Origin of the sequence: Paracoccus fistulariae (assembly GCF_028553785.1) — a bacterium.
Lineage (GTDB): Bacteria > Pseudomonadota > Alphaproteobacteria > Rhodobacterales > Rhodobacteraceae > Paracoccus > Paracoccus fistulariae.
Genome location: NZ_CP067136.1, coordinates 1,099,094 through 1,125,755, shown reverse-complemented (window position 1 = coordinate 1,125,755; position 26,662 = coordinate 1,099,094). Strand labels below are relative to the sequence as shown.

The window sequence follows — 26,662 nt, the reverse complement described above, 5'->3', positions numbered from 1 at the left end:
CGGTGGTGTCTGTGTCCGCTGGCCGGACGGCGATATCACCACGACGGAAGGTCCGCTTTGCACATGCGCCCCGCATGCACCCAGGGTGATTGCCTTGGCAGGTCTCCTGACTTGGCGGGTCGCAGCTTGGCCGGGCCTTCCCATCCGCAGGCGCGGGCAGTGGCGTTTTCCGGCCTCGCTCGCCGCTTACAGTTGCGGGGGCAGTCGCGGAATTGCACCGCGTTCCCTTTTCACCGGGTTTTGGCCCGGAACCGAGGCAGGCACGGGTTAACCGATGCCGGATCGGCAGGGCAAGGGCTTTCGGCAGGTCGTGGAGAGAACGCAGCGCGATCGTGTCACGGGGTCAGGCTTTTGACCCATTCCGGCACGGTTTGCGAGGCCGGACCCAGAATCCGGCGGTCGAAATCGCGGGCATTGAAGCTGGCATCCAGATTCAGTTCGACACATTCCGCGCCACTATGCGCGGCATGCTGGGCAAAACCGGCGGCCGGATAGACATTGCCCGATGTGCCGATAGCCGCGAAAAGATCGCTTCCTTCGATCGCCTCCCAGATGCGTTCCATCTGATAGGGCATCTCGCCGAACCAGACGATATCGGGGCGGGTGGCGGTCCTGCCGCAGAAGGGGCAGGGATCCTCCGGCGACATGCTGTCCGGGGCGTCCCATCTTTCGCCGCAGGCCGCGCAAAGCGCGCGGGCCAGCGAGCCGTGCATATGGATCACGTCGGGACTGCCGCCACGTTCGTGCAGATCATCGACATTCTGCGTCACCAGCGTCAGATCATGCGCGCGCGCCAGATCGGCCAGCGCGATATGCGCCGCATTGGGTTCGGCGGCCGAGGCTGCGGCCCGCCGGGCGTTATAGAAACGATGGACCAGCGCAGGATCGCGGGCAAAGCCTTCGGGCGTCGCCACATCCTCGATCCGGTGCTGTTCCCACAGACCGTCGCTGGCGCGGAAGGTGGCAATGCCGCTTTCCGCCGAGATCCCTGCGCCGGTCAGAACCGTGATCCGCATCGCGCGATCTTAGCGGCAATAGGCCTCGGCCCGGGCGGCAAAGGATTTGTAGCGCGCCCAGAACGCATTGTCGGAATTGCTTTTCGACATGCGCACCACCTGCGCCTCATGCGGGTCGCGGAAGAAGCGGGCGGCGCGGCGCTGATCAGAGCGCGACAGGGTCTGGTTCGCGACCTGCTGAATGCAGCCGCAAAGCGGGGCATTGCCGCGCGCTCGGTCGGAACGCACGCAGGCGCTGTCAATCGGTCCGGCCACGGCCAGCGGTGCGGTCAAAACAATGGCCGCTGCCGCAATGAAAATGCGGTTGAACATGGGGCTGTCTCCTCGGTTCCTTGTCCTCTGCGAAGGCGGCCGGTTGTCCCGGTCTGAATGCCTTGTCATCTGTGTGATCCATAGCAGAAATGTGACGCAGGCTCAATCTTCGCGGGCTGGCCTGTGCTGTGCCGTTCCAGGCCGACGGATCAATATCTTGTAAGGGCAGCCTGCCTAACCCGCGATCTGGGCGTCGTAACCCGCCTCGCGAATCGCGGCGGTTGCCTCTTCCGCGGACAGCCCCCGGATCTCGGCATTGCCTGCGGCCAGATCGACCGTGGCCTGACCGCCCTTCGCGGCAATGGCCTTTTCGACCGCGGCCTTGCAGTGATTGCAGCTCATTCCCGTAATTGTCAGCTTCATCGCGGCTCCTGTCATCGTCTTGGCGCGGGATATCGGGGTGGGGGGTGGTATTGCCGCCGATCTTGCCGCAGAAGCGATGGCAGGACAATCGGGCAGGGGGCAGATATGACGGAACATCAAAAGGCCGCGGCGCTGATGGTTCTGGGCATGGCGGCATTTGCCTTTGAAGATGTGTTCATCAAGCTGCTGACCACCTCCATGCCCATCGGCCTGATCATGGCTTTTCTAGGCATCCTTGGCGGGCTGGTCTTCTGGGCCGTGATGGCGGTGCGGGGGATCCGGCTGTTCACGCGCGATCTGCTGCATCCCATGGTCCTGCTGCGCAATCTGGGCGAGGCGCTTTGCGGCATCCTGTTCGTCGCCGCGCTGGCGCTTGGCGATCTGTCCAGCGCGGCTGCGATCATTCAGGCGCTGCCGCTGACGATGACTCTGGGCGCCGCGCTTTTGCTGGGTGAGCCGGTCGGCTGGCGGCGCTGGACCTCGATCATGGTCGGTTTCGTGGGCGTGCTGATGATCCTGCGACCGGGGGGCGAGGCGTTCCAGCCTGCCTCACTGCTGGCATTGGGCGCGGTCGTGATGCTGACGGTGCGCGATCTGGCGACGCGGCGGGTGCCAGAGCATGTGCCCTCGGACGCGCTGACGGCCAGTGCCTTCCTGTCGGCCGGTCTGGGCGGGGTCGTGCTGGCGATCCTGCAGCAGACAGCGCCGCGCCTGCCCGCCGGGGATGAGGCATTTTATCTGCTTGGCGCGCTTTGCTTCGGGCTTGGCGGCTATTCGGCCATGGTCATCGCCACGCGCATCGCCCCGATCGCCGTTATCGCGCCCTTTCGCTATGCGCGGCTGGTCTTTGCGATGATCCTGGGGATACTGATCTTCCACGAACGCCCGGACGCCATGACGCTGATCGGGGCCGCGATCATCGTGGGGTCGGGCATCTATACCATGTGGCGCGAAGCGCGGCGCAAGGCGGGCGACGGCCTGGCCCCGGCCGAGGCCGCGGGCAGCGTCTCGGCCATGGTCGATCCGCCGCGCCGCGACCACAGGGACAGCGACTGACAAGAAGCTGCGGGCGGCGCGATAATCCCCCTTTCCGCGCCCATTCTGCCCCTGTATATGCGGCGCATGACCGACCTTGATCTCATCCGCAATTTCTCGATCGTGGCGCATATCGACCACGGCAAATCCACCCTGGCCGACCGGCTGATCCAGCTGACGGGCACCGTCGCCGAGCGCGACATGAAGGCCCAGTTGCTGGACAGCATGGATATCGAACGCGAACGCGGTATCACCATCAAGGCCAATACCGTGCGGATCGCCTATCCGGCGAAGGACGGCAAAACCTATGTCCTGAACCTGATCGACACGCCCGGCCACGTCGATTTCGCCTATGAGGTCAGCCGCTCGATGCGCGCGGTCGAAGGCTCGCTGCTGGTGGTGGATGCCAGCCAGGGGGTCGAGGCGCAGACGCTGGCCAATGTCTATCAGGCCATCGACGCCGATCACGAGATCGTCCCGGTCCTGAACAAGATCGACCTGCCTGCGGCCGAGCCCGAGCGGGTCAAGGAAAACATCGAGGATGTGATCGGTATCGACGCCTCGGAAGCCGTGCCGATCAGCGCCAAGACCGGCCTTGGCATCCCCGAGGTTCTGGAAGCCATCGTCACGCGCCTGCCCGCACCAAAGGGCGACCGCGATGCGCCGCTGAAAGCCATGCTGGTCGACAGCTGGTATGACGCCTATCTAGGCGTGGTCGTGATGATCCGGGTCATGGATGGCGTCATCCGGAAGGGCGATCAGGTCAAGATGATGCAGACCGGCGCCACCTACCGGCTGGACAAGCTGGCCGTGCTGACCCCGGCGATGAAGGATATCGCCGAACTTGGCCCGGGCGAGATCGGCGTCTTTACCGCCTCGATCAAGCAGGTGCGCGACACCCGCGTGGGCGACACGATCACACATGAGAAGAAGCCGACCGACAAGCCGCTGCCGGGCTTCAAACCCGCGCAGCCGGTGGTTTTCTGCGGCCTCTTCCCGGTCGATGCCAATGATTTCGAGGCGCTGCGCGAAGCCATCGAGAAACTGGCCCTGAACGATGCCAGCTTCAGCTATGAGATGGAGACCTCGGCCGCCCTTGGCTTTGGCTTCCGCTGCGGTTTCCTGGGTCTGCTGCATCTTGAGGTCGTCCGCGACCGGCTGGAACGCGAATACGATCTGGACCTGATCACCACCGCGCCCTCGGTCGTGTTCAAGCTGCATATGAAGGATGGCGAGGTCCGTGACCTGCACAACCCCGCCGATATGCCCGACCTGACCTATGTGGACCATATCGAAGAGCCGCGCATCAAGGCCACGATCATGGTGCCCGACGAATTTCTGGGCGATGTGCTGAAACTGTGCCAGGACCGGCGCGGGATCCAGCTGGACCTGACCTATGCCGGAAATCGCGCGATGGTCGTCTATGACCTGCCGCTGGCCGAGGTCGTCTTCGATTTCTACGACCGTCTGAAATCCGTGACCAAGGGCTATGCCAGCTTCGACTATCAGATCAGCGAATATCGCGAGGATTTTCTGGTCAAGATGTCGATTCTTGTGAATGACGAGCCGGTGGACGCGCTGGCCATCATGGTCCACCGCGACCGCGCCGAAAGCCGCGGGCGGGTGATGGTCGAAAAGCTGAAAGAGCTGATCCCCCGCCACATGTTCAAGATCCCGATCCAGGCGGCGATTGGGTCCCGCGTCATCGCGCGCGAAACGCTGTCGGCCATGCGCAAGGACGTGACCGCGAAATGCTACGGCGGGGACGCCACGCGGAAGAAGAAGTTGCTGGAGAAGCAGAAGGCGGGCAAAAAGAAGATGCGCCAGTTCGGGAAGATCGAGATCCCGCAGACGGCGTTTATTCAGGCGTTGAAGATGGAGTGAGGATTGCAGGATTGGCTCGCTCACACCTACGCTCTAGGTGGGATTTTTGTGTCTATAGTTGGCGCGTTTCTCACTGTGTTTTTTTCGCGTGAGGCACGGGATGCAGCGGACAAAGCAACATCTGCTGCAGAGGCGGCAAGAGTTGCAGCGGACGCGGCAAGAGCAAGGATTTTGAACGTTGATCTTTTGTTTGAAACCACAAAGATCTCAGGTTTGGTTGATGAGCTTCACGTCATAATTGGCCATAAGGGATGGGCTCTTGTGGTGGATAGAGCAAACCGAATTGCAGATTCACTCAGCTCGATAGTTGTTCAAACAGAGCCGATTTTATCTGAGGAAAGTCGTGCTCAACTTGCCAAAGCCAGCACTCATTTTCGTTCGATCGCTACGGTGGCCGATAAAACTGTAATGGACGCAAATGTGCCCGTGGATGCAAAAAAACTGCGAAAGCTTGTCGGCGAGCAGAAAGAGCCTCTGCTGATTGCCATCGAGCAACTCCGAACTACTGCGAGGTTAGAAAATGTCTGACGTCCCTCAAAATACCATTCAGAAGTGGCAAAAAATTGCAGATCACCTCTTGAGGCTATCTGCAATCGGAAGATTGAAGTGGGATGATACAGCCGAACATGGAAAATTTGTTACTAGTATTGGTGATAATACCGTCGTTCTTGATGAGTTCGATGGTGTAGATAAAAGCGGCAACCATGTTCCGCTAATAAGAATTAGCATTCGTGATTTTTTTGATGAAGAAATTGATATTTTTACGGATGATGATTTGGGTGGCGATTATTACGTGAGATTCAAGGAGCTTTTGAGAGTAATAGAGCGTAACTCGACGGGCGCTGAAAGAGTGCTGGATGAGTTGATAGAGGAACTCGATAGAATGGATCTAGATACGGCACCATTTTAGCAAACGTAGGGTGCGTGCTCGCACGCACCGTTCCATATCGCCATAAGCGCCAACGGTGCGTGTGAACACGCACCCTACGATTTCGCGTTACGGGGATGGTGGGGCGTCGCGTGTGTCATTCGACACGCTGCCAAGGTGCGTGTAAACACGCACCCTACGGGGCGATGCCTCGGGCCTTTTCGCGGTGATAGGAGGAATAGGGCCAATCGCCGGGGGCTGCGACCAACCCGTGTTTGACGGGGTTGAACCAGCAATAGCGCAGATATGCGTTGAAGCTGTCCTGATCGCGGATGTGATGTTCCCAGAACCGGCGCTGCCAGATGCCGCGCTCTTGCCGCAGGATATGGCTGTCGCGCAAGTCGCCCAGGGGCAGCGTGCGAGAGAAGCGCGATTTGATCAGCCGCCAGCGCGTCGAATAATCCGTATCTCCATCCGGCAAGCGCCAGATGCAATGCAGGTGATCTGGCAGGACGACCCAGGCTTCGATCGTGAAGGGCCGCTCGGCCCGTGTGGCGCGCACCGCATCGCGCAGCCTGTCGGTCTGCTGAACCAGCAACCGGCTGCCGCGCCGGGCCAGCGCGACGGTGAAAAAGATCGGAGCGCCCGGGATCCGGGGACGGAGATAGCGCGACATCGCGCCACGCTACACCGCAAAGGTAAACCGGCCCTTACCTCTATTTCTTCGGATAGAGGAAGGTGATGCTGGCGCGCAGGGCCCAGCCTTCGGGTCCGTTCTCTGGCGAGTCGACCCAGTAGCGCACGCCGCCCCGGAAGCTGACCGGCTGATCGCCGAAATTGACCAGTTTCGCGGCCATCAGGTTGACCGGCGCGCTCCATTGTTCGGATTTCCAGTCATAGGTGCTTTCGGTGTTCAGCGCGAAGGTCCATGCATCCTTGGTCGTGTAGTTGATGAAGGGCTGCATGAAGGTCGCGCTGACATCGGGGCGATCATCGTCGCCCGCCACGGACCAGATGTGATTGGCCAGGATTCCCAGCGTCCAGCCGTTCTTCTGCCGCAGCGCGACGCCGGTGGGGCCGATGCCGAATTTCCCCGTTCCCAGGGCGTCATCGCTGGCCGTGGGCAGCAAAAAGGCCGGGCCGACGCCCCAGATCAGGCCGCCCGGCTCTACCTGGCGCGGTGTGAAGAACAGGCTTTGCACGATATCGCCCAGACCGGACTGCGTCCCCGAATTTCCGGCAATGTCCTTCTGGCGGATGAAGGGAACGATGGTGCGCGAGATGACGTTCCAGTTCTCACCTGCCTGAAACGGCACGACCGGCTGCCAATTGGTCACGGTGCGATGCCCGTCCGCACTGCCATAGCCGCTGTCATGGTTGAACTCGAACGGGATGCTGCTGAGAGAGGCGACGGGGTTCGTCAACTGCTCTGCCAGTTGACTGGTGCTTTCGGTCGGCGCCTCTTGCGCCATGGCGGCACCGGTAAAGACCTGCGCCGCAAGCAGGATCGGGAGGACTGTTCTGACAAGCATTTTGACCACACCCTTCTGTCATCGTGAAAGAAAACGGACTGTCCCAGGTCAGGGGCAGCAGGTGATTCGCCTGTTCACCATAACGTGAAACAATGCTGGGTTGATCTTCTTTATTTTTGCGAAAGCCATGCCTGTTGCCTGCATGGCACGCCCTCAGTCGTGCCAGAAGGGCATCGTGATGCGACAGTAGCTGCCCACGGCCATGCCGATTGTCACCGATCCATCATGCGGACCGGATCCGAATTGCGACAGCCCGGCACCGGGCGCCTTCTTCGCGGGATCGATGGTGAAGATGATACCCTGGCCCGCGCGGCGCGGCTTTGGCGAGGCGCGCCACATTGGCGTCTTGTTCGAATAGCCAAGGGCGCGTTGGGCGAAATCGCCCGCCGCGCACCAGTAATCCGTATCAACCCGACGCGCGCGATAGATGACCTCGATCTCGGTCTGGCTTTGCCGGACCACCGTCATTCCGTTCTGCGCCGTAAAGGCCGCCGCTGGTAGTGGCAGGATCATCATTAGAACAAGCAACACGAGGCGCATGCGGAAAGCCTCCTTTACATGGTGGCCGGTCTCCTGATCGGGGCCGGGCAGGGGCCGGATCTACTTCCGGCGCTGTTTCTTCATCGGCATCAGCGGAAACCAGATCCGCATCCAGAATTCGAAGGTCGCATCGCTCCAGGCTTCGATCATGGCGTTTTGCTGCCGCTGCACCTCGGCCGACATCAGCGTGCGAGACGTGGAGGCCATCTGGTTGGCCGTCGACAGCCACGCGCTCATCCATGGGTTCTTCATGGAACTCCTCCTCCGGGCGAAATTCGGCCCGCTCATGGTCTATCTAATATCCGTATCATAGCAGCAAATGCTGGCTTGCCTAGCATAGCGGCGGGGTCCGGACGGGATTCCGCCATACATTATTCCGTGCCGCCGGGAAGTGCCAGCAGAACGAAATGAATACACATTAACCTCTTCCGGCGCGTCGCGCCCGGCCCTAGAGTAAGCCCTGTGAGATCGCCCTGCGGGCATGGCTGACAGGTCCTTCGGGACATCTATTTGAAATATCTTCTTGTGACACTTCAACCCTGACGGGAGGGGCCCATGAATAATCCTGCAATCGAACCGGCCTATGGCACGGGCGGGCTGCTGCTGATCGCCGCATCGGCGGTGGCGCTGCTGCTGGTTCTGATCCTGCGATTCAAGCTGCACGCCTTTGTCGCGCTGGTTCTGGTCAGCCTTCTGACGGCTTTGGCGACGAAAATTCCCTTTGCCGATGTGGTGCCGACGATGCTGGGCGGCTTTGGCAGCACGCTGGCCTCGGTGGCGATTCTGGTGGGATTCGGCGCCATGATCGGCCGCCTGCTAGAGGTGACGGGCGGCGCGCAGGTGCTGGCTGACCGGCTGATCCAGGTCTTTGGCGAAAACCGGGCGCCCTTCGCGCTTGGCGTCGCCTCGCTGATGTTCGGCTTTCCGATCTTCTTCGATGCGGGTCTGGTCGTCATGCTGCCGATCATCTTCTCGGTCGCGCGGCGTTTCGGCGGCTCGGTCCTGACCTATGCGTTGCCCGCGGCCGGGGCCTTTGCGGTGATGCATGCTTTCGTGCCGCCGCATCCCGGCCCGGTCGCGGCGGGTGATCTGCTGGGGGCGGATATGGGCCTGCTGCTGATCGTCGGCCTGATCATCGGGCTGCCGACCTGGTATTTCGGCAGCTATCTTTACGCGCTTTACGCGGGCAGGAAATTCGATCTGCCGGTGCCCGCTTTCATGGGAGAGATGAAGCAGGTCGCGCCCGAGGATCTGCCCGAATTCAGCACGGTTCTGTCGGTTCTGCTGCTGCCTCTGGGGCTGATCTTTCTCAATACCGGGCTGAACACGCTGGCCACGATGGGGGCCGTCGATGGCGATGCGCTATGGGTCAATATCCTGCGCATGCTGGGGCAAACGGCGGTGGCCCTGCTGATCACGGTGCTTTTCGCGATGTGGAAGCTGGGTGCGGGCCGCAGCCCCTCCGAGATCGAGAAGATCATGAACGATTCGCTGGGTCCGGTCTGCGCGATCATCCTTGTGACCGGGGCCGGCGGCATGTTCGGCGGCGTCCTCAGGGCCAGCGGGATCGGTCAGGCGCTGGCCGGATCGCTGGAACAGATCGGCCTGCCGCTGATCGTCGCGGCCTTCCTGGTGGCCACGGCGCTGCGCGTGGCGCAGGGCTCGGCCACGGTGGCGCTGACCACCACGGCGGGGCTGATCGCGCCGACCCTGGCAGCAACCACCGGGCTCAGCGCGCTGGATCTGTGCTTTCTGGTCATCGCCATCGCCTGCGGATCGACCGTGCTGAGCCATGTGAACGATTCCGGCTTCTGGCTGGTCGGGCGTTTTCTGGGCATGGATGAAAAGACCACGCTGAAGACCTGGACCGTGATGGAGACGCTTCTGGGCGTGATCGGCTTCGGGCTGGCCTGGATCGGCTGGATCCTGTTCTAGGCAGGTGCGCCAAACAGAAAGGCGGCCCCCGAAGGCCGCCTTTTGCATTGCGATCATATCGGCCGCGACTTACATCCCGGCCTGCACTTCCGCACTTTCCTGCTGCACCACCGAGCCGGCAGTCTGCAGATCGCGGCCCGCACCCTGAACCGTTTCGCAGGCCGACAGTGCCATCATGGCCAAGATCGCCCCCAGTCCCAGAAATTTCTTTGTCATTGCTATGCTCCCTCAGCTTCTTCGAAACTGAAACGCAGGAAGGGCCTGCCGGTTCCGCGTCAGAAGGCGACGCCGGACCAAAGGCAGATATTCGCATAGGGCGTGAATTCCCCGGTCCGCACAATGGCCCGCGCCTCGCGGCTGATCCGCTTGAATTCGTCATGGGTGACGGTGCGCAGATCGCCGATCTCCCTTGCACGAAACGCGCTGCCCAGCCCGGATGAGGCCTCCCCGGCAATCGCCGAACGCTCCACGACAAGTTCCGACAGGACGGCATCCAGCACATCGAACAGTCCCGGGACTCCCGCCGTCACCGCCAGATCGATGCAAGGCACCCCCGGCGGCACCGGCAGGCCCGCATCGCCCAGAACGATCAGATCCCCATGACCCATCGAGGCGATCAGCCCCGACAGTTCCGCATGTAACAGCTTCCCGCGCTTCATCCGTCTGCCTCTTCATCCGCTGGCAATGTCTCTGCCAGATAGCGCATCATATTGCCGCCCATGACCTTGGCAATCTGCGCCTCGGACAGACCCGCATCCAGCAGCGCCTGCGTCAACGCCGACAGATGCGCGGCATCGAAAGGCGCATCCACCGCCCCGTCGTAATCAGAGCCAAGCGAGACGTGATCCTCACCCACCAGATCAATCGCCGCAAGAATGCTGCCTGCGACATCGGCAGGCGTCGCGCCACAAGCCACATCTTCCCAATAACCGACTCCGATCAGCCCGCCCTTTGCTGCGATCGCTGCAATCACCTCATCCTCCAGATTGCGCGGACTGTCGCAATAGCTGCGGATCCCGGTATGCGACACGATAGGCCGCGTACCCTCCATCGCCAGCACATCCCGCACCATCCGGGGCGAGGCATGGGCCAGATCCACCACCATCCCGCGCGCCATCATCCCCTCGACCACCTGACGGCCAAAGGGGCTCAGCCCGGACTCGCTGCCGCCCTGACCATGCAGACTGCCGCCCAATTCATTGTCAAAGAAATGCGTCAGCCCCAGAAGCCGGAAACCGGCGCCGTAGAGCACATCCAGATTGGCCAACTCGCCCTCCAGCGGATGCGCCCCCTCGGATCCCAGCATCGCGCCCAGAACCTTCTGCCCCGTAGCCCGGTCCTGCAACAGCGACGCCAGATCCTCGCGGCTGCGAATGATCCGCAGCCGATCGGGCGCCCGATCCGCCGCCTGCTGCAGCGCCTCGGCCTGCACCAGCGCCCGCTCGCGCAGCGACGACCAGGACCGGATCGGCCGCAACTGCCCCATGAACAGCGGGGTAATATTATCGGGCGCCTCGGCGCTGTTCTGCGAATAATTCTGACCGCGCGGGCTTTTGGTGACGGTCGTGAACACCTGCAGCGCCACATTCCCCGCCAACAGACGCGGCACATCCGTATGCCCGCGATCGACCTGCCGCAGGATGTCGCGATCCCATAGCAGCGCATCCGAATGCCAGTCGCCGATCACCAGCCGCTGATGCAGCGCCTCTGCCTCGGCACTCACCGGCCAGCCGCCCTCGGGCATCCGCAAGGGGTTCATGCCACGCTCGACATAGGCCGGTGCAAAGATGAAAAACCCCGCCACCGCAATGATGGCCAGCCCCAGAATTCCCAGCAAAACGCGTCTGAACATCCGCATCCCCCTTTTCCCGCCACAATAGCGCCAGATCGCGCCGCAACCATATCATCTGTGCAAAATATCCGCGGGGGAGGGCGCGCGTCAGCGCGACCGGGGGCGGCAGCCCCTTCTGTCGCCAGATCACATCCCGCGACAGACAAGAAGGCGCAGCGACCGAACCCGGCTGGCAAAGACAACCCCTTCGCCAGCCGACAGATCCGCCTACTCTTCCAGCGCCTCAAGCTCGTCGATAAAGCCCTCGATCATCGACAGCCCCTTGTCCCAGAAGGCCGGGTCCGAGGCATCCAGCCCGAAGGGCGCCAGCAATTCGCTGTGATGTTTCGATCCGCCCGCCGCCAGCAGGTCGAAATATTTCTGCTGGAAATCGGGCAGCCCGTCCTCATAGGCGGCGTAAAGCGCATTCACCAGCCCGTCGCCAAAGGCATAGGCATAGACGTAGAAGGGCGAATGCACGAAATGCGGCACATAGGTCCAGAAGGTCTCATATCCCGGCATGAACTCAAAAACTGGGCCCAGCGATTCCGCCTGCACCGACATCCACAGCGCATTGATATCCTCAGGCGTCAGCTCACCCTCGGCACGCGCGGCATGCAGCTTGCATTCGAAATCATAAAAGGCGATCTGGCGCACGACGGTATTGATCATATCCTCGACCTTGCCCGCCAGCAGCGCCTTTTTCTGCGCCGGATCGCTGGTTCTGGCCAGAAGCGCGCGGAAGGTCAGCATCTCGCCAAAGACGCTGGCGGTCTCGGCCAGCGTCAGCGGGGTCGAGGCCAGCAACTCTCCCTGATCCGCCGCCAGCCGCTGATGGACGCCATGCCCCAGCTCATGCGCAAGGGTCATCACGTCGCGCGGCTTGCCCAGATAATTCAGCAGCACATAGGGATGCACGGTCACCACGGTCGGATGGGCAAAGGCGCCCGGCGCCTTGCCCGGCTTGACCCCGGCATCGATCCAGCCCTTGTCAAAGAAGGGCTGCGCCAGTTCGGCCAGACGCGGCGCGAAATCGCCATAGGCACCCAGCACGGTGTCCCGCGCCTCGTCCCAGCCAATGGTGCGGGGCGCGTCGGTGGGCAGCGGCGCATTGCGGTCCCAGACCTGCAGCTTGTCCAGACCCAGCCATTTCGCCTTCAGTGCGTAATAGCGATGTGACAGGCGCGGATAGGCCGCGGTCACGGCATTGCGCAGCGCCTCGACAACCTCGGGCTCGACATGGTTGGACAGATGACGGCCATATTGCGGCGTCGGCATCTTGCGCCACTTGTCCTCGATGGCCTTTTCCTTGGCCAGCGTATTGTGAATGCGGGCGAACAGCTTGACGTTATCGCCGAACACCTTGGCCAGCGCCTTTGCGGCGGCCTCGCGCTTGGCGCGGTCATGTTCGGTCAGCAGGTTCAGCGTGGCTTCCATGCCAAGGGTTTCGCCCTCGACCTCGAATTCCAGCGCGGCGGTGGTTTCATCGAACAGACGGTTCCAGGCGGCAGCCCCGACGACGCTGTTGTCATGCAGAAACTGTTCCAACTCATCCGACAGCTGATGCGGACGCATGGCGCGCATGCGGTCAAAGACCGGCTTGTAGCGGGCGGGGCCATCGGGCGCGGTAAAGACCGCCTCATAGGTCTCATCCGGGATGCGGTTGAATTCCAGGCTGAAAAACACCAGCGGCGTGGTGATATCGGTGATCCTGCCTTGTAGATCGCCCAGCATCTTGGCCCGCGCCGCATCGGTGGTGTTCTGATAATAGCACAGACCGGCATAGGACATGATCCGGCCGCCGATGATATCGATCTGCTCATAGGCCTGAATGGCCTCCAGCATCTGCGCGGGTGTCAGATCCGCCAGCTTGCCCTGATAGCGACCGGCGAAATCCGCGACGCGCGCGTCCAGATCGGCGATATCATCCTTCAACTGCTGGGATTCTGGCGAGGGATAGAGATCGCTCAGATCCCATTCGGGCAAATCGCCCAGCGAGGCGCCCTTTGCGGCATCCACCGCGTCGAAGGTCATTTCTGCTGCCATGATCGGTCCTTTCTCTTTGCCCTAGATGTGGACCGGGACAGCCCCGTCCGCAAGGCGGGCGCCATTGTTTTCGCCGCTTACAGCCGGGCAAAGGCCGGTGCGTGATCAATCCGGCTTTGGGCGGGCAGATTGCCCAGCATTTGAAGATAAGGCCCGGCATAGGCAGAGGTCAGATCGACCGGGCGAAACCCGAAGCGGGCGTAATAGGCCGGATCGCCCAGCAGCACGATGGCGGCATCGCCCGCCTGTGCCACCGCCGCGCGGATCAGTGCGCCGCCCAGACCCCGGCCCTGCATTTTCGGATGAACCGCCAGCGGCGCCAGCGCATAGGCCGGGCGCTCGGCCCGCAGGGGCGACAGCGCGATATGGCCAAGCAGGGTGCCTTCGGCCTCGACCACCAGCGAGATCGGCAAATCGCCATCGGCACGCAACCCCCGGACCAGTTGCGCCTCGGACGGGCCGTCAAAGGCCTGCGTCAACAGGTCGTCGATGGCATCGGCATCGGCGGCAATTTCAGCGCGCATTACGGGCTGGACCTCGCGCCGGTTGAAATCGCGGCGCAGATCGCGGCTTTCCCGGCCCCAGACGGATGCCGCATTGCGGTCCCGATGCGCCTGAAACGCCGCCGCATCGGTGAACAGCTCTGACAGGGACCAGATCAACGGATCGTCGTCCTGCCCGATATCGAAGCGCAGGCAACCCGGCTCTGCGCGGCTGAGCCTGACATGTTCGGGCAGCAGGTCCATGGCCAGCATCATCTGCGCCATATCCGCGCAGATCAGCCGCCCCGACAGGGCAATCATCGGCGACGACAGCGCAACGGGCTGGCCGTTGGTGCAGCCCGTCCGGGGCGCGTGGTGATGTCCGCAGGCGCAACTCATTGAGCCAGCCTTTCGATCAGGGCGCGCGCCGCCGCCGGGTTGCGATCCTTCTGGCCCGAGATCACGTAGAGATAAACCTCGCGGTCCTGCGCGATCCGGCGCGCCTCATCGGCCCAGCGATCCAGATCGGCCTCGCCATAGCCCAGGGGCTGATCGGTGGTGCCCATGATCCGCAGATAGGCGAAATCGGCGGTCTGCGCGTCGATTTCGGGGAATTTGCTGTCGCCAGACCGGATCAGCGCCACGCCATGATCGCGGCACAGCGCGGCGGCCTCGTCACTGGCAAAGCTGTCATGGCGGGCCTCGACCGCGTGGCGGAGGGGTACGCCGTCCTGCGCCTGCGGTAGCAGCTTCAGGAAGCCCGCGAAATCCGGCGCGTCGAATTTCTTTGTCTCGGCCAGTTGCCAGTTGATCGGTCCCAGTTTCGTGCCCAGCCGGGTGATGCCCGACGTTAGAAACCGCGCCACGCTGTCGCCCGCCTCGGCCAGCACCTTGCGATTCGTGGCAAAGCGCGAGGCCTTGACGGCAAAGACGAAATCCTCGGGCGTTTCATCATGCCATTTCTGAAAGCTCTCGGGCTTCTGGCTGCCGTAATAGGTGGCGTTGATCTCGATACTGCCAAGCACGTGGGAGGCGTATTCCAGTTCCTGCCGCTGTGGCAGTCCCTCGGGATAAAAGACGCCCTTGCGCCATTCGGGAAAGTTCCAGCCGCCGATTCCGATCCGGATCTTTTTCATCTGACTCCTCCGATGGGCTGCCACCCCGACCGGCGCAGGTTAGGCGACAATCGCGGCAAGGGCCATGCGATTAGTGACCCGCGCGCCTGCCGATCTTGTCGCGCATCTGTGCCGGGCGGGCGCTCAGACGATCTCGCCCGCCTCCATCCGGTCCAGAAACGCCGCCGCCTCGGCAAGAACCGTGCTGCGGCGGTCCTTGTCCATCCGGTCCCAATTGGCATAGATCCGGCTGACGCGGCTGTTCTGTTCCAGCAGATCGCGGTGGCGCAGCATGAAATCCCAATAAAGCAGGTTGAATGGGCAGGCGCCTTCGCCGGTCTTCCTGCTGACCGAATAGGCGCAATTGCCGCAATAATCCGACATCTTGTTGATGTAATTGCCGGATGAGACATAGGGCTTGCTGCCGACCAGCCCGCCATCGGCAAATTGGCTCATCCCGATGACATTGGGCGCCTCGACCCATTCATAGGCGTCCAGATAGACCGCCAGATACCATTCATGCACCTGCGCCGGATCGATGCCCGCCAGCAGCGCGAAATTGCCCGTCACCATCAGCCGCTGGATGTGATGGGCATAGGCCAGCTTCTGCGTCTGGCCGACCGCCGCCGACAGGCAGGCCATCCGCGTCTCGCCGCCCCAGTAAAGCGCGGGCAGGTCGCGGCGGTGGCCCAGCCGGTTCTGACTGGTGTAATCGGGGCCTTGCAGAAAATAGATCCCGCGCATGAATTCGCGCCAGCCAAGGATCTGGCGAATGAACCCCTCGGCCGAGTTCAGCCGCACCTTGCCATCGGCATAAGCCCCCGCCGCCGCCTCGCAGATTTCGCGTGGCGACAGCAGCCCGGCATTCAGATAGGGCGACAGGACCGAATGAAACAGCAGCGGATCGTCGATCAGCATCGCGTCCTGATAGGGGCCGAACTCATCCAGCGCATGGGCGATGAAATGATCCAGCGCCTTCAGCGCGCCTGCGCGATCCGTGGCATAGCGGAATGGGCGCAGATCGCCGAAATGATCGCCAAATCGGTCCTCCACCAGCGTCAGAACCTCTTCGGTGATGGCATCGGGTTCGAATTCCGGCGGGGTCTTGCGAAACAGGTCGGGCTTGGCCGGTTTGCGGTTCTGCTGGTCGTAATTCCACTCGCCGCCCGCCGGGTCGTCACCCTCCATCAGCAGGCCGGTCTTGCGCCGCATCTCTCGATAGAACCACTCCATCCGCAATTCCTTGCGGTCTTCGGCCCAATCCTCGAATTCGGCATGGCTGGCGAAGAAGCGATCATCGGGCAATTGCGTGACCGGGATCGGCAGATAGGTCAGGATATTGATCAGCCGCCATTCCCCCGGCTCGGTGGCGATGATCCGATCAGCGCCAAACTCCTCGGCCCGGCGCAGAAGCTCACCCCCGATCTTGTGACTGTTTTCGGGATCGTCCAGCCGCGTATAGGCGACCTTGAAGCCGTCTTCGCGCAGCGCGTCGGCAAATTTGCGCATCGCGGCAAAGATGAACGCGATCTTCTTGGGGTGATGCGCGACATAGCTGGCCTCGTCCTGCACCTCGGCCATGACGATGACATCGCCATCCTCGGCCGCGCGCAGGGCCGCCATGTCCTTGCTGAGTTGGTCGCCCAGCACCAGGATCAATTTCGTCATCGCGTCCTCCCTTGTGCAAAGAGGACGCGCGAAGCCCGGATCCGTTCCCTCGCCCGCTCAGGCGCGAATTATTCCCACTCGATCGTGCCCGGTGGCTTTGACGTGATGTCATAGGTGCAGCGGTTGATGCCCTTGACCTCATTGATGATCCGGGTCGCGGTTTCGCCGAGGAATTCATGCGTGAAGGGATAATAATCCGCCGTCATGCCGTCGACCGAGGTCACGGCGCGCAGCGCGCAGGCGTAATCATAGGTGCGCCCGTCGCCCATCACGCCCACCGTGCGCACCGGCAAAATCGCCACGAAAGCCTGCCAGATCTCATCATATAGCCCATGCTTGCGGATCTGGTCGATGAAGACGGCATCGGCCTTGCGCAGGATCTCCAGCTTGTCGCGGGTGATCTCTCCGGGGCAGCGGATGGCAAGGCCGGGGCCGGGGAAGGGGTGGCGGCCGATAAAGCTGTCGGGCAGGCCAAGCTCGCGGCCAAGGGCGCGGACCTCATCCTTGAACAGCTCGCGCAGCGGCTCGACCAGCTTCAGGCCCATCTTTTCCGGCAGGCCGCCGACATTATGGTGCGATTTGATCGTGACCGAGGGGCCGCCGCTGAAACTGACGCTTTCGATCACATCGGGATAAAGCGTGCCCTGGGCCAGAAACTCGGCCCCCTCGATCTCATTGGCGTATTTCTGAAATACGTCGATGAACAGCTTGCCGATGGTCTTGCGCTTGACCTCGGGGTCGCTGACGCCTTCCAGCGCGCCGATGAACAGATCGGCCTCATCCGCATGGATCAGCGGGATGTTGTAATTGTCGCGGAACATGGTCACGACCTCTTCGGCCTCATTCAGCCGCAACAGCCCGTGATCGACGAAAACGCAGGTCAGCTGGTCGCCGATGGCCTCGTGGATCAGCACGGCGGCAACGGAACTGTCCACGCCGCCCGAAAGACCGCAGATCACCCGCTTGTCGCCGACCTGTTCGCGGATCTTGCGGATCGCCTCGTCCTTATAGGCGGCCATGGTCCAGTCGCCGGTAAAGCCCGCCATGCGGGTGAAATTCTCCAGCATCTGGCGGCCATGCGGCGTGTGATGCACCTCGGGGTGGAACTGCACGGCGTAAAAGCCGCGCGCCTCGTCGGCGGTGATCGCGAAGGGCGCATTGGGCGAGGTGCCGATCACCTCGAAGCCCGGGGCCAGTTCGGTCACGCGGTCGCCATGGCTCATCCAGACCTGTTCGCGATCCGAGAGCCCGGCGAAGATGCCATCGGCCTTGTGGCCCGTCGCGGGGGTCACGAAAGCGCGGCCATATTCGGCGTGATGCCCGGCTTCGACATTGCCGCCAAGCTGCGTCATCATCACCTGCTGGCCATAGCAGATGCCAAAGATCGGCACCCCCATCTGCCACAGGTTTTCCGGCGCGCGGGGCGATCCGTCGCGCGTCACGCTGTCGGGGCCGCCTGACAGGATCACGGCTTTCGGCGCGAAATCGGCCAGGAACGCCTGCGTCACGTTCTGATAGGGGTGGATTTCGCAATAGATGTTCAGCTCGCGCAGGCGGCGCGCGATCAGCTGCGTCACCTGAGAGCCGAAATCGATGATAAGAAGGCGCTGATGTTGGGTCATGCTTGGGCTTTAAGCGCGGAACCGGATTGACGCAAGAGGCAGCAAGAGCGACCGGGCAGGGGGGAACTTCGTGACTTTCGGGCGCGTTCAGAATATCCCTTGGAAACAGGCCATTGAAGGGTGATCGATATGTCGCTTCGTTTTGCAACCGCCGCCGCAATCGCGATTGCCACCGTCGCTGCCTGCGAGCGCAGCGAACCGGTCGGGGATGAGCTGTTCACAGAGGTCTGGCAGGACCCCGAGGTGATCGGCAGCTGTGGCGGCGATCCGGTGATGCAGCAGGCCATGGTCGATGCCACCAACCAACTGCGCGTCGTGCAAGAGAAAACCGTGCTGGAGGTCGATGACCGGCTGGTCCGGATCGCGCAGTCCCACGCCTGCGATATCGCCGCGCGACAGCAGCCCAGCGTGGCCGGGGCGGATGGGTCGAATATCGTCGATCGTGCGCGTTCCGTGGATTTCCCGACCTGCGGCGTGGCGCAGCTGGTTGCCGTGGGCAGCGGCGCACAAGAGGTCACGCAGCGCTGGATGCAGTCCGATCCGCATCGCGTGGAATTGCTGGGTCAGGATCCCGACAAGATCGGCGCGGGCGCGGCGCGTGGGCCTGACGGGCGCATCTGGTGGAGCCTTGTTCTGGGCGATGACTGCCGCTGATCGCACGTGGCCCGGCATTGAAAAAGGCGCGCTGCCCGGCAGCGCGCCTTTTGCTTTTGCAGCGCAGTCCTACGCTATCTTTCCGGCACCAGCCCGCGCGGCGCGAAGCGCAGCACCAGAAGCAGCACCAGACCCATCACGATAAAGCGCATATGCGGCGCGCTATCCAGAAGATGGGTTTTCAGATCGCCATCGGGCAGCGGTGTCACCAGGAAGCCGATCAGGTTCGGGCCCCAGATCTCGACCTTGATCCAGATGAACCAGATCAGGATCGCGCCCAGAACCGCGCCCCAGTTATTGCCGGACCCGCCGACAATCACCATCACCCAGATCAGGAAGGTATAGCGCAGCGGGTTATAGCTGGTCGGCGCCATCAGCCCGTCCTGCGTGATCATCATCGCACCCGCAATCCCGATCACGGCAGAGCCCAGCACGAAGACCTGCAAATGCCGCGCGGTGACATCCTTGCCCATCGCCTCGGCCGCGGTTTCATTGTCGCGGATCGCGCGCATCATCCGGCCCCAGGGCGATTTCAGCGCCAGTTCGGCCAGCAGGATGATGGTCAGCAGCACCACCAGGAACAGCAGCATATAGCACAGCTTGACCCAGATGCCCGAGGCCTCGGCCGCGCCAAAGCCCCAGCTTGTGGCGAAATCGACGAAATCCGGATTGGCCTGCAGGTCGACCTCATAGGGGACCGGGCGCGGGATCGAGGTGATGTTCTTCACCCCCCGGGCCAGCCAGTCCTCGTTCTTCAGCACGGCGACGATGATTTCGCCGATGCCCAGCGTGGCGATGGCCAGATAGTCCGAGCGCAGGCCAAGCGCGACCTTGCCCACGGCCCATGCGGCGGCGGCGGCGAACAGCCCGCCCACCACCCAGGACAGCAGAACCGGCAGGCCAAGGCCGCCGATATTGCCGTGGCGGGCGGGGTTATTGGCCTCGATCGCCAGCACGGCCGGATCGAATAGCCAGCGATAGGCGACGAAACCGGCCAGCAGCACCCCCGCGACGATCAGCCCGCTTCGGGTCCGCGTCCAGGCCATTTTCGCCATGGCCAGCGTGCCCATCCCGACGAAAAGCGACAGCAACAGCCGCATCCCGCCCGAGGACCAGGCCCCCTCGACCGGGGGCAGGGCGATCAGCACCGGGGCCAGCCCGCCCAGGGCCAGAAAGCCCACCACGCCCACGTTGAAGAGGCCCGCATAGCCCCATTGCATATTCACGCCCAATGCGGTGATGGCCGAGATCAGCCCCATGTTCAGGATCGCCAGAGAGGTGTTCCAGCTGCCCGAGAACATCGAGTTGCGGACCGTCCCTTCCAGCACGAACAGCAGGGCCAGGATCGCGAACAGGATCGGCGCGCGCCAGGGGCTTGTCGCGGCGGCTTGACGAGTGGTTGCCATAGGATGTTCCCCCTTACACCGATTTGCCGCTGAACAGGCCGGTGGGCTTGAACAGCAGGACGATAATCAGGATCACGAAGCTGACGGCGAATTTATATTCCGTGCCCAGCAATTGCAGCAGACCGTCAGGCTGCCAGCCGGGGAACAGATAGCCCGCGACCTTGACCCAGGGGTAGGTGACGGCAACCTCGGAAAAGGCCACCACGAAACCGCCCGCGATCGCGCCCAGCGGATTGCCCAGACCGCCGACGATGGCAGCGGCAAAGATCGGCAGCAGGATCTGGAAATAGTTGAAGGCCTTGAAGGACTTGTCCAGACCGTACAGAACGCCCGCGATGGTCGCCAGACCGGCGGCAATGATCCATGTCATGCGCACGACACGTTCGGGGTCGATGCCTGACAGCAGGGCCAGATCCTCATTGTCGGAATAGGCGCGCATCGCCTTGCCCGATTTGGTGCGGTTCAGGAACCAGAACAGCGCCCAGACGACCAGCACCGCGACAACCAGCGTCAGAAGCTGCGTGGTGCGCAGGGCCAGCCCTTCCTCAAGCCCCGACCATTCGCGGAAGTCGCGGACATTGATGATGAACCGCGCGCCATCGGTAAAGCGGATCTCATCCACGCCGATCAGCAGGCGGGTCAGCCCGTTCATCAGGAACATCACCCCGACCGAGGCCATGACCAGAATGATCGGCGCCGCTTTCTGCACGCGGTAGAAGCGATAGACCACGCGATCCGTGCCAAGCGCCAGAAGTGCCGTCGCCGCGATCCCGAAGGGCAGCGCCAGAAGCGCCGTCGGCAGCGGACCCAGCGAGATGCCCAAGGCCTGCAGGCCCCATGTCACGATGATCGTGACCGCGGTGCCAAAGGCCATGGTGTCGCCATGGGCGAAGTTCGAAAAGCGCAGGATGCCATAGATCAGCGTCACACCAAGCGCACCAAGCGCAAGCTGCGCGCCATAGGCGGCTGCGGGGATGAAGACAAAGTTCAGAAAGGCCACGAGGGCATTCAGGATATCCATCAGCGGTCTTCCTCGCACTGGCCAAGATAGGTCATTGCCATCAGCGGTTCTGCGATATGGGTGGTATAGCGCGCGGTGCCGTCGGGGCTGATGGTCAGCAGACGGGTTCCGGTCGCGCTTTCGGTGTTGAACAGACGCTTGTTGCCCGACAGGATCATGCCCTGCAGGGGGACGGTCTCGGAGGCATCCTCGAACTCGGCCGAGATCAGCGTCATCTGGCTATCGACCGGCCTGGCATTGCGCAGCCGCAACTGGGCCGAATAGCCGCTATCGGCGCATTCATTGTCCAGGCATTCGGTCGCGAAGACGCAGTTCAGCACCGGCATCCGGGGCGAATTGGCGCTGGCGGGCAGGGCGGCCAGCAGGGCCAGAAGGGCGGGGATCAGAAGATTGCGCATGGCCTTCAGCCCCCCAGGAAGGTGCGGCGCACCTCTTCATTGGCCATCAGTTCCTTGCCGGTGCCGGTATGGGCATTGGCCCCCTGCACCAGCACATAGGCCTTGTCGGCAATATTCATCGCCTGCTGCGCATTCTGTTCCACCATCAGCACCGGCAGACCGCCACGGGCAATGGCGATGATGCGGTCGAACAGCTCATCCATGACGATGGGGCTGACCCCGGCGGTCGGCTCATCCAGCATCAGCACATCGGGGCGGGTCATCAGCGCGCGGCCCACGGCCACCTGCTGACGCTGACCGCCCGACAGCTCTCCGGCGGCCTGTTTGCGCTTTTCGGCCACGGCCGGGAACAGCTCGTAGACCTGTTCCAGCGTCTGACGGATATCGTCGCTGCGGATGAAGGCGCCCATTTCCAGGTTCTCCTCGACGCTCATCGAGGGGAAGATATTGTTCACCTGCGGCACGAAGCCCATGCCCGCCTTGACCCGATCCTGCGGGTTCAGCGCGGTGATGTCGCGCCCGTTCAGGCAGACGCGCCCCTTGCGCAGGTCCAGCATCCCGAACAGCGCCTTCATCGCGGTGGATTTGCCCGCGCCATTGGGGCCGACGATCACAGCGATCTCGCCCTTGTCGACGGCGATGGTGCAATCATGAAGGATATCGGGGCCACGACCATAGCCGCCCGACATGCTGTCACCGATCAGGAAGGGCGCACCTTCGATACCGGCCCCGACAGCGCCGGATTTGCGGCTGCCATCAAAGCTGCCCTGACCCTTGGGATTGACGACCGAGGCATCGCGATTGCCGCGCTTGCCGAATGCGATTTCCGCGTCGCTCATGCGCTTACCATGTCCTTGTTCTTCAGACCGCGGCCCAGATAGGATTCGATCACGTCTTCATTCTGCATGATGTCCTGGGCGCTGCCCTTGGCCAGAACCTTGCCCTCGGCCATGACGATCACCGGGTCGCAGATCTTGCCGATGAAATCCATGTCATGCTCGATCACGCAGAAGGTGTAGCCGCGTTCCTTGTTCAGGCGCAGGATGGCATCGGCAATCGTGCCCAGCAGGGTGCGGTTCACGCCCGCCCCGACCTCATCCAGAAAGACGACCTTGGCATCGACCATCATCGTGCGGCCCAGCTCCAGCAGCTTTTTCTGCCCGCCGGACAGGTTGCCCGCCTTTTCATTGGCGACATGGCTGATGGTCAGGAAATCCAGCACCTCATCGGCCTTTTGCCGCAACGCCGCCTCTTCCCGGTCGATGCGGCCGCGCTGGAACCAGGTCTTCCAGATCGTCTCGCCGGTCTGGCCGCCCGGCACCATCATCAGGTTTTCCCGCACCGTCATCGAGGAAAACTCATGCGCAAGCTGGAATGTGCGCAGCAGCCCCTTGTGGAACAGCGCATGCGGGGGCAGGCCGGTGATATCCTCGCCATCCATGGTGACGCGGCCCGAAGTGGGCGGCAGGACACCGGCGATGACGTTGAAAAGCGTTGATTTTCCGGCGCCGTTCGGGCCGATCAACCCGGTGATCGAGCCGGTCTCGATCTCCAGGCTGGCCCCGTCCACGGCGCGAAACCCGCCGAAATGTCGGTGAAGGTCTTCGACCTTGATCATACCTTAATCCCTGTCTTCACATCGGTGGTGAAGGATGCCCGCGATCCGCGGTTGTTGTTATGAAAACGGCCCGGAACCCCGTGAAGGAGAACCGGACCGCGATCTTTTTCGGCGCTTAGCGGTAGCCAACCACCGTCATGTCGCCGTCCTTATATTCGACTTCGCGATAGACGCCAGCGGTTTCGCCGGGCTCGATCATTTCGACCGCCGAGGCGCCGACATAGTCGATATCGCCGCCGCCGTTCAGGATCTCAAGCGCCTTGCCCAATTCGCCCGGCATGATCTTTTCGCCCGGTTCGTTGGCCACAGCCATCACTTGATCCTTGTAGACGGCAGGATCCGAGCTTTTCGCCGCTGCCATGGACAGCAGGATCAGCGCCGCAGCGTCGTAGGATTCAGCCGAGAATGCGCCGGTGCCGTCAAAGCCCTCTGCCTTGGCCATTTCCACGAATTTCTCGCGGCCTTCGCCTTCGGCTGCCGGGTTCTGACCGAAGCTGCCATCGATTTCCGCGCCGAAATTATCGACCAGCGCCTGACCGACCATGCCGTCGGGGAAGACGAAGGTGTCGAACGCGCCGCTGTCCAGCGACCCGCGCACGATGCCGGATCCGCCCTGATCGACATAGCCCGCCACGACCAGCGCATCGCCGCCCGCCGCTGCCAATGCCGCGACCTCGGCCGAATAGTCGGCCTTGCCATCGTCATGGGCGCTGTTGGTGGTGACATTGCCGCCCTTGGCGGTAAAGGCCGCCGCAAAGCTGTCGGCCAGACCCTTGCCATAGTCGTTATTGGTATAGGTCACGGCCACGCTTTCGATGCCGCGGCCCATGATGATATCGGCCATCACGTCACCCTGACGCGCATCCGAAGGCGAGGTGCGGAAGAACAGCCCGTTGTCCTCGATGGTCGAAAGCGCGGGCGAGGTGGCCGAGGGCGAGATCATCACGATGCCATTCGGCTTGGCGACATTTTCCAGCGAGGCGATGGTCTCGCCCGAGCACATGCCGCCGACGATGCCCTTGACACCTTCGGCGGTGATCAGGCGTTCGACGGTCGCGGTGGCTGCGGCCGCATCCACGCAGGTCGAGTCGCCCTGAACCACGGTCACCATCGACCCATCCATGAACTGACCCGACTCGTTGATTTCTTTCGCAGCCAGATCGACACCGGCCTGCATCGCAGGCGACATCGATTCAAGCGGGCCGGTAAAGCCAAGGGATGTTCCCAGCTTCACATCCTCGGCTCCGGCTGCCCCTGCGGCCAGAATTGCCGTCGAGGCCGTCGCGAGAAGAAGTTTTTTCATTCTTTAGTCTCCCAGTTGGAACTGTGTCCTGCGCGCAGGTTAAAAGCGCCTTTTGTAAAAGGAAAGCATCTTGTCGCGCGCAGGGCCTGTCGGTTATGTCAAGTTTTTACCTGTTAGCGCCATCCCAGGCGGTCCGGCTGCCTGCGCAGGAAAAGCCGGGGCAAAAAGGTCAGCATCCAGCCGATCAGAAAGCCGATCAGCGCCGCCCACAGCCCCGCCATGGTCACCGGAAGGGCCGGGCTGAAATCGCCCCATGTCGCCGCCAGCGTTTCGGGATCGCGCAGCCGGTGCGGCAGGGCCATCCGTTCCAGCGGAGAGGCAAGGCGCAGCATCTGCTGATCGCTTCGGGCCTGATCCAGACGGGCAAAGCTGCGCCGCATATCGGCCTGATGCGCCTCGCGGAAGGGGCTGCCGGTCAGATCGGTCAGCGCCTCAGCGCGCGTCAGTCGCGCCTTGCGCGCGCTGGCGTCGAAATCGGCCGCGACGCGGGACAGGCTGTCGACCTGGCCGCCCAGCCGTTGCACATACTGATCGGAAAAGGCAGGGAACTGCGACAGGCAGGCGGCGCAGATCAGCGCCACCGCCAGTCGCAGGATCCCCGTCATGCCACCGGGGCCGACAGCGCGACGATCGGCTGATAGATCCTGACCAGACGATCCACGGCCTCTTGCGGGGACAGCTCTTCGCTTTGCCCGCTGCGGCGGTCGGTCAGTTCGACCTTGTTATTGGCCAGCCCGCGCGGACCCACGGTGATGCGCCAGGGCAGGCCGATCAGATCCATGGTCGCGAATTTCGCGCCCGCGCGTTCGTCGCGATCATCGTAAAGCGGGTCCAGACCGCGCGCCATCAATTCGCGATACAGCGCCTCGCAGGCGCTGTCGGTCGAGACATCGCCCTGTTTCAGATTGACGATGCCGACATGGAAGGGGGTGACGCCTTCGGGCCAGATGATGCCCTTGTCGTCATGGTTCGCCTCGATGATCGCGCCCAGCAGACGGCTGACGCCGATGCCGTGGCTGCCCATATGCACCGGCGCGCGGTTGCCATCGGGGCCGACGACCGTGGCGCCCATCGCTTCGGAATATTTGGTGCCGAAATAGAAGATCTGGCCGACCTCGATCCCGCGCGCGCTGCGGCGGCGATCCTCGGGGATCTGATCGAACAGGGCTTCGTCATGGGTTTCATCGGTGCGGGCATAGCGGCTGGTGAATTCCTCCAGCACGGCCTGACATTCGGCGACATTGTCGTAATCGATCTGACGATCCCCGAATTTCAGATCGGTGATCTCGCTGTCATAAAACACCTCGGATTCGCCGGTCTCGGCCAGCACCAGGAATTCATGGGTGTAATCGCCGCCGATCGGGCCGCCATCGGCGCGCATCGGAATGGCCTGCAGGCCCATGCGCTCGTAGCTGCGCAGATAGCTGACCAGATGCCGGTTATAGGCATGCAGCGCGTCTTCCTTGGTCAGGTCGAAATTATAGCCGTCCTTCATCAGGAATTCGCGGCCCCGCATGACACCAAAGCGGGGGCGCATCTCGTCGCGGAACTTCCACTGGATGTGATACAGCGTCAGCGGCAGATCCTTGTAGCTGCTGACATGGCTGCGGAAGATATCGGTGATCATCTCTTCATTGGTCGGCCCGTACAGCATGTCGCGATCCTGCCGGTCCTTGATCCGCAGCAGCTCTTCGCCATAGGCGTCATAGCGCCCGCTTTCGCGCCACAGATCGGCCGATTGCAGCGTCGGCATCAGCAGCGGGATATGGCCCGCGCGCTGCTGTTCCTCATGCACGATCTGCTGGATGCGGTTCAGCACCTTGTAGCCCAGCGGCAGCCAGGAATAGATCCCCGCCGATTGCTGCTTGATCATTCCGGCGCGCAGCATCAGCCGGTGGCTGACGATCTGAGCCTCTTTGGGGTCTTCCTTCAACACGGGCAGGAAGTAGCGCGACAGACGCATGGGCGGTCCTCATTCACGGGTTTGAGCCCGTTTAGGACAGACACAGGTGC

29 protein-coding genes and 1 riboswitch are annotated in these 26,662 nt (G+C 62.6%); of the genes, 6 read left to right on the top strand and 23 right to left on the bottom strand.

The annotated features are described in order from the left end of the window. Positions 1–79: 79 nt before the first annotated feature. A riboswitch (cobalamin riboswitch) is annotated at positions 80–271 on the bottom strand. A gap of 64 nt (positions 272–335) precedes the next feature. From JHX87_RS05590 to JHX87_RS05580, 3 genes are all read right to left on the bottom strand, one after another. Beyond that, positions 336–1,016: an NAD-dependent deacylase gene (locus JHX87_RS05590; protein ID WP_271883043.1), complete on the bottom strand. Its 681-nt coding sequence runs from the start codon at positions 1,014–1,016 to the stop codon at positions 336–338. A 9-nt stretch (positions 1,017–1,025) separates the two neighbouring features. Then, positions 1,026–1,328, bottom strand: coding sequence for a hypothetical protein (locus JHX87_RS05585; RefSeq protein WP_271883041.1), 303 nt, complete (start codon positions 1,326–1,328; stop codon positions 1,026–1,028). 174 nt (positions 1,329–1,502) lie between these two features. Next, on the bottom strand, positions 1,503–1,691 hold the full coding sequence (locus JHX87_RS05580) for a heavy-metal-associated domain-containing protein (RefSeq protein ID WP_271883040.1): 189 nt from the start codon (positions 1,689–1,691) through the stop codon (positions 1,503–1,505). Between the two features lie 105 nt (positions 1,692–1,796). On the opposite strand from JHX87_RS05580, the gene JHX87_RS05575 reads away from it, so the two are divergent. The 4 genes from JHX87_RS05575 (at position 1,797) to JHX87_RS05560 (ending at position 5,520) form a co-directional block, all read left to right on the top strand. Further along, positions 1,797–2,747, top strand: coding sequence for a DMT family transporter (locus JHX87_RS05575; RefSeq protein WP_271883038.1), 951 nt, complete (start codon positions 1,797–1,799; stop codon positions 2,745–2,747). A gap of 66 nt (positions 2,748–2,813) precedes the next feature. Continuing rightward, complete coding sequence (gene lepA / locus JHX87_RS05570; protein WP_271883036.1) at positions 2,814–4,610, top strand: translation elongation factor 4; 1,797 nt, start codon at positions 2,814–2,816, stop codon at positions 4,608–4,610. Between the two features lie 3 nt (positions 4,611–4,613). Then, positions 4,614–5,138: a hypothetical protein gene (locus tag JHX87_RS05565; RefSeq protein ID WP_271883034.1), complete on the top strand. Its 525-nt coding sequence runs from the start codon at positions 4,614–4,616 to the stop codon at positions 5,136–5,138. Beyond that, positions 5,131–5,520: a hypothetical protein gene (locus tag JHX87_RS05560; protein ID WP_271883032.1), complete on the top strand. Its 390-nt coding sequence runs from the start codon at positions 5,131–5,133 to the stop codon at positions 5,518–5,520. The genes JHX87_RS05565 and JHX87_RS05560 overlap by 8 nt, the downstream gene beginning before the upstream one ends. A gap of 154 nt (positions 5,521–5,674) precedes the next feature. Here the strand turns inward: JHX87_RS05560 and JHX87_RS05555 are convergent, their stop codons facing one another. The 4 genes from JHX87_RS05555 to JHX87_RS05540 all read right to left on the bottom strand — a co-directional run bounded on the left by JHX87_RS05555 (position 5,675) and on the right by JHX87_RS05540 (position 7,802). Beyond that, positions 5,675–6,154 (bottom strand): REP-associated tyrosine transposase, encoded by a 480-nt coding sequence (locus JHX87_RS05555; RefSeq protein WP_271883030.1) that lies wholly within the window; start codon positions 6,152–6,154, stop codon positions 5,675–5,677. 40 nt (positions 6,155–6,194) lie between these two features. Then, positions 6,195–7,010, bottom strand: coding sequence for a transporter (locus tag JHX87_RS05550; RefSeq protein ID WP_271883028.1), 816 nt, complete (start codon positions 7,008–7,010; stop codon positions 6,195–6,197). Positions 7,011–7,163: 153 nt separating this feature from the next. Next, a complete protein-coding gene (locus tag JHX87_RS05545) occupies positions 7,164–7,550 on the bottom strand; it encodes a hypothetical protein (protein ID WP_271883026.1) in 387 nt (128 codons plus the stop codon). Between the two features lie 60 nt (positions 7,551–7,610). Continuing rightward, the gene (locus JHX87_RS05540) at positions 7,611–7,802 is read right to left on the bottom strand and encodes a hypothetical protein (RefSeq protein WP_271883025.1); all 192 of its coding nucleotides are present in this window, start codon (positions 7,800–7,802) and stop codon (positions 7,611–7,613) included. Positions 7,803–8,105: 303 nt separating this feature from the next. Here JHX87_RS05540 and JHX87_RS05535 point away from each other — a divergent pair, with 303 nt between their 5' ends. Next, positions 8,106–9,485: a GntP family permease gene (locus tag JHX87_RS05535; RefSeq protein ID WP_271883023.1), complete on the top strand. Its 1,380-nt coding sequence runs from the start codon at positions 8,106–8,108 to the stop codon at positions 9,483–9,485. A gap of 69 nt (positions 9,486–9,554) precedes the next feature. Here the strand turns inward: JHX87_RS05535 and JHX87_RS05530 are convergent, their stop codons facing one another. The 8 genes from JHX87_RS05530 to guaA all read right to left on the bottom strand — a co-directional run bounded on the left by JHX87_RS05530 (position 9,555) and on the right by guaA (position 18,249). Continuing rightward, on the bottom strand, positions 9,555–9,701 hold the full coding sequence (locus tag JHX87_RS05530) for an entericidin A/B family lipoprotein (protein ID WP_271883022.1): 147 nt from the start codon (positions 9,699–9,701) through the stop codon (positions 9,555–9,557). 59 nt (positions 9,702–9,760) lie between these two features. Beyond that, on the bottom strand, positions 9,761–10,144 hold the full coding sequence (rbsD, locus tag JHX87_RS05525) for a D-ribose pyranase (RefSeq protein ID WP_271883020.1): 384 nt from the start codon (positions 10,142–10,144) through the stop codon (positions 9,761–9,763). After that, positions 10,141–11,343 (bottom strand): dipeptidase, encoded by a 1,203-nt coding sequence (locus JHX87_RS05520; protein ID WP_271883018.1) that lies wholly within the window; start codon positions 11,341–11,343, stop codon positions 10,141–10,143. The genes rbsD and JHX87_RS05520 overlap by 4 nt, the downstream gene beginning before the upstream one ends. A gap of 201 nt (positions 11,344–11,544) precedes the next feature. Beyond that, positions 11,545–13,362, bottom strand: a complete 1,818-nt coding sequence (locus JHX87_RS05515; RefSeq protein ID WP_271883016.1) for a M3 family oligoendopeptidase — start codon at positions 13,360–13,362, stop codon at positions 11,545–11,547. 77 nt (positions 13,363–13,439) lie between these two features. Continuing rightward, positions 13,440–14,243: a GNAT family N-acetyltransferase gene (locus JHX87_RS05510; protein WP_271883014.1), complete on the bottom strand. Its 804-nt coding sequence runs from the start codon at positions 14,241–14,243 to the stop codon at positions 13,440–13,442. Then, positions 14,240–14,980: a DUF72 domain-containing protein gene (locus JHX87_RS05505; RefSeq protein WP_271883012.1), complete on the bottom strand. Its 741-nt coding sequence runs from the start codon at positions 14,978–14,980 to the stop codon at positions 14,240–14,242. The genes JHX87_RS05510 and JHX87_RS05505 overlap by 4 nt, the downstream gene beginning before the upstream one ends. Before the next feature lie 123 nt (positions 14,981–15,103). Then, a complete protein-coding gene (locus JHX87_RS05500; RefSeq protein WP_271883010.1) occupies positions 15,104–16,627 on the bottom strand; it encodes a cryptochrome/photolyase family protein in 1,524 nt (507 codons plus the stop codon). Between the two features lie 68 nt (positions 16,628–16,695). Further along, a complete protein-coding gene (gene guaA / locus JHX87_RS05495; RefSeq protein ID WP_271883008.1) occupies positions 16,696–18,249 on the bottom strand; it encodes a glutamine-hydrolyzing GMP synthase in 1,554 nt (517 codons plus the stop codon). A gap of 129 nt (positions 18,250–18,378) precedes the next feature. Between guaA and JHX87_RS05490 the strand changes: the two genes are divergently transcribed. After that, a complete protein-coding gene (locus JHX87_RS05490) occupies positions 18,379–18,903 on the top strand; it encodes a CAP domain-containing protein (protein ID WP_271883006.1) in 525 nt (174 codons plus the stop codon). A 74-nt stretch (positions 18,904–18,977) separates the two neighbouring features. Here JHX87_RS05490 and JHX87_RS05485 read toward each other — a convergent pair whose 3' ends face one another. From JHX87_RS05485 to proS, 8 genes are all read right to left on the bottom strand, one after another. Next, positions 18,978–20,309, bottom strand: a complete 1,332-nt coding sequence (locus tag JHX87_RS05485; protein ID WP_271883004.1) for a branched-chain amino acid ABC transporter permease — start codon at positions 20,307–20,309, stop codon at positions 18,978–18,980. A gap of 13 nt (positions 20,310–20,322) precedes the next feature. Next, positions 20,323–21,330, bottom strand: coding sequence for a branched-chain amino acid ABC transporter permease (locus JHX87_RS05480; RefSeq protein WP_271883002.1), 1,008 nt, complete (start codon positions 21,328–21,330; stop codon positions 20,323–20,325). Continuing rightward, on the bottom strand, positions 21,330–21,728 hold the full coding sequence (locus tag JHX87_RS05475; protein WP_271883000.1) for a hypothetical protein: 399 nt from the start codon (positions 21,726–21,728) through the stop codon (positions 21,330–21,332). Before JHX87_RS05475 ends, JHX87_RS05480 begins: the two co-directional genes overlap by 1 nt. A gap of 5 nt (positions 21,729–21,733) precedes the next feature. Further along, complete coding sequence (locus JHX87_RS05470; protein ID WP_271882998.1) at positions 21,734–22,567, bottom strand: ABC transporter ATP-binding protein; 834 nt, start codon at positions 22,565–22,567, stop codon at positions 21,734–21,736. After that, positions 22,564–23,346, bottom strand: a complete 783-nt coding sequence (locus tag JHX87_RS05465; RefSeq protein WP_271882996.1) for an ABC transporter ATP-binding protein — start codon at positions 23,344–23,346, stop codon at positions 22,564–22,566. The genes JHX87_RS05470 and JHX87_RS05465 overlap by 4 nt, the downstream gene beginning before the upstream one ends. A gap of 115 nt (positions 23,347–23,461) precedes the next feature. Further along, positions 23,462–24,649, bottom strand: coding sequence for an ABC transporter substrate-binding protein (locus JHX87_RS05460; RefSeq protein ID WP_271882994.1), 1,188 nt, complete (start codon positions 24,647–24,649; stop codon positions 23,462–23,464). 113 nt (positions 24,650–24,762) lie between these two features. Beyond that, a complete protein-coding gene (locus JHX87_RS05455; protein WP_271882993.1) occupies positions 24,763–25,254 on the bottom strand; it encodes a DUF2937 family protein in 492 nt (163 codons plus the stop codon). Then, the gene (gene proS, locus JHX87_RS05450) at positions 25,251–26,612 is read right to left on the bottom strand and encodes a proline--tRNA ligase (RefSeq protein WP_271882991.1); all 1,362 of its coding nucleotides are present in this window, start codon (positions 26,610–26,612) and stop codon (positions 25,251–25,253) included. The genes JHX87_RS05455 and proS overlap by 4 nt, the downstream gene beginning before the upstream one ends. Positions 26,613–26,662: the final 50 nt, after the last annotated feature.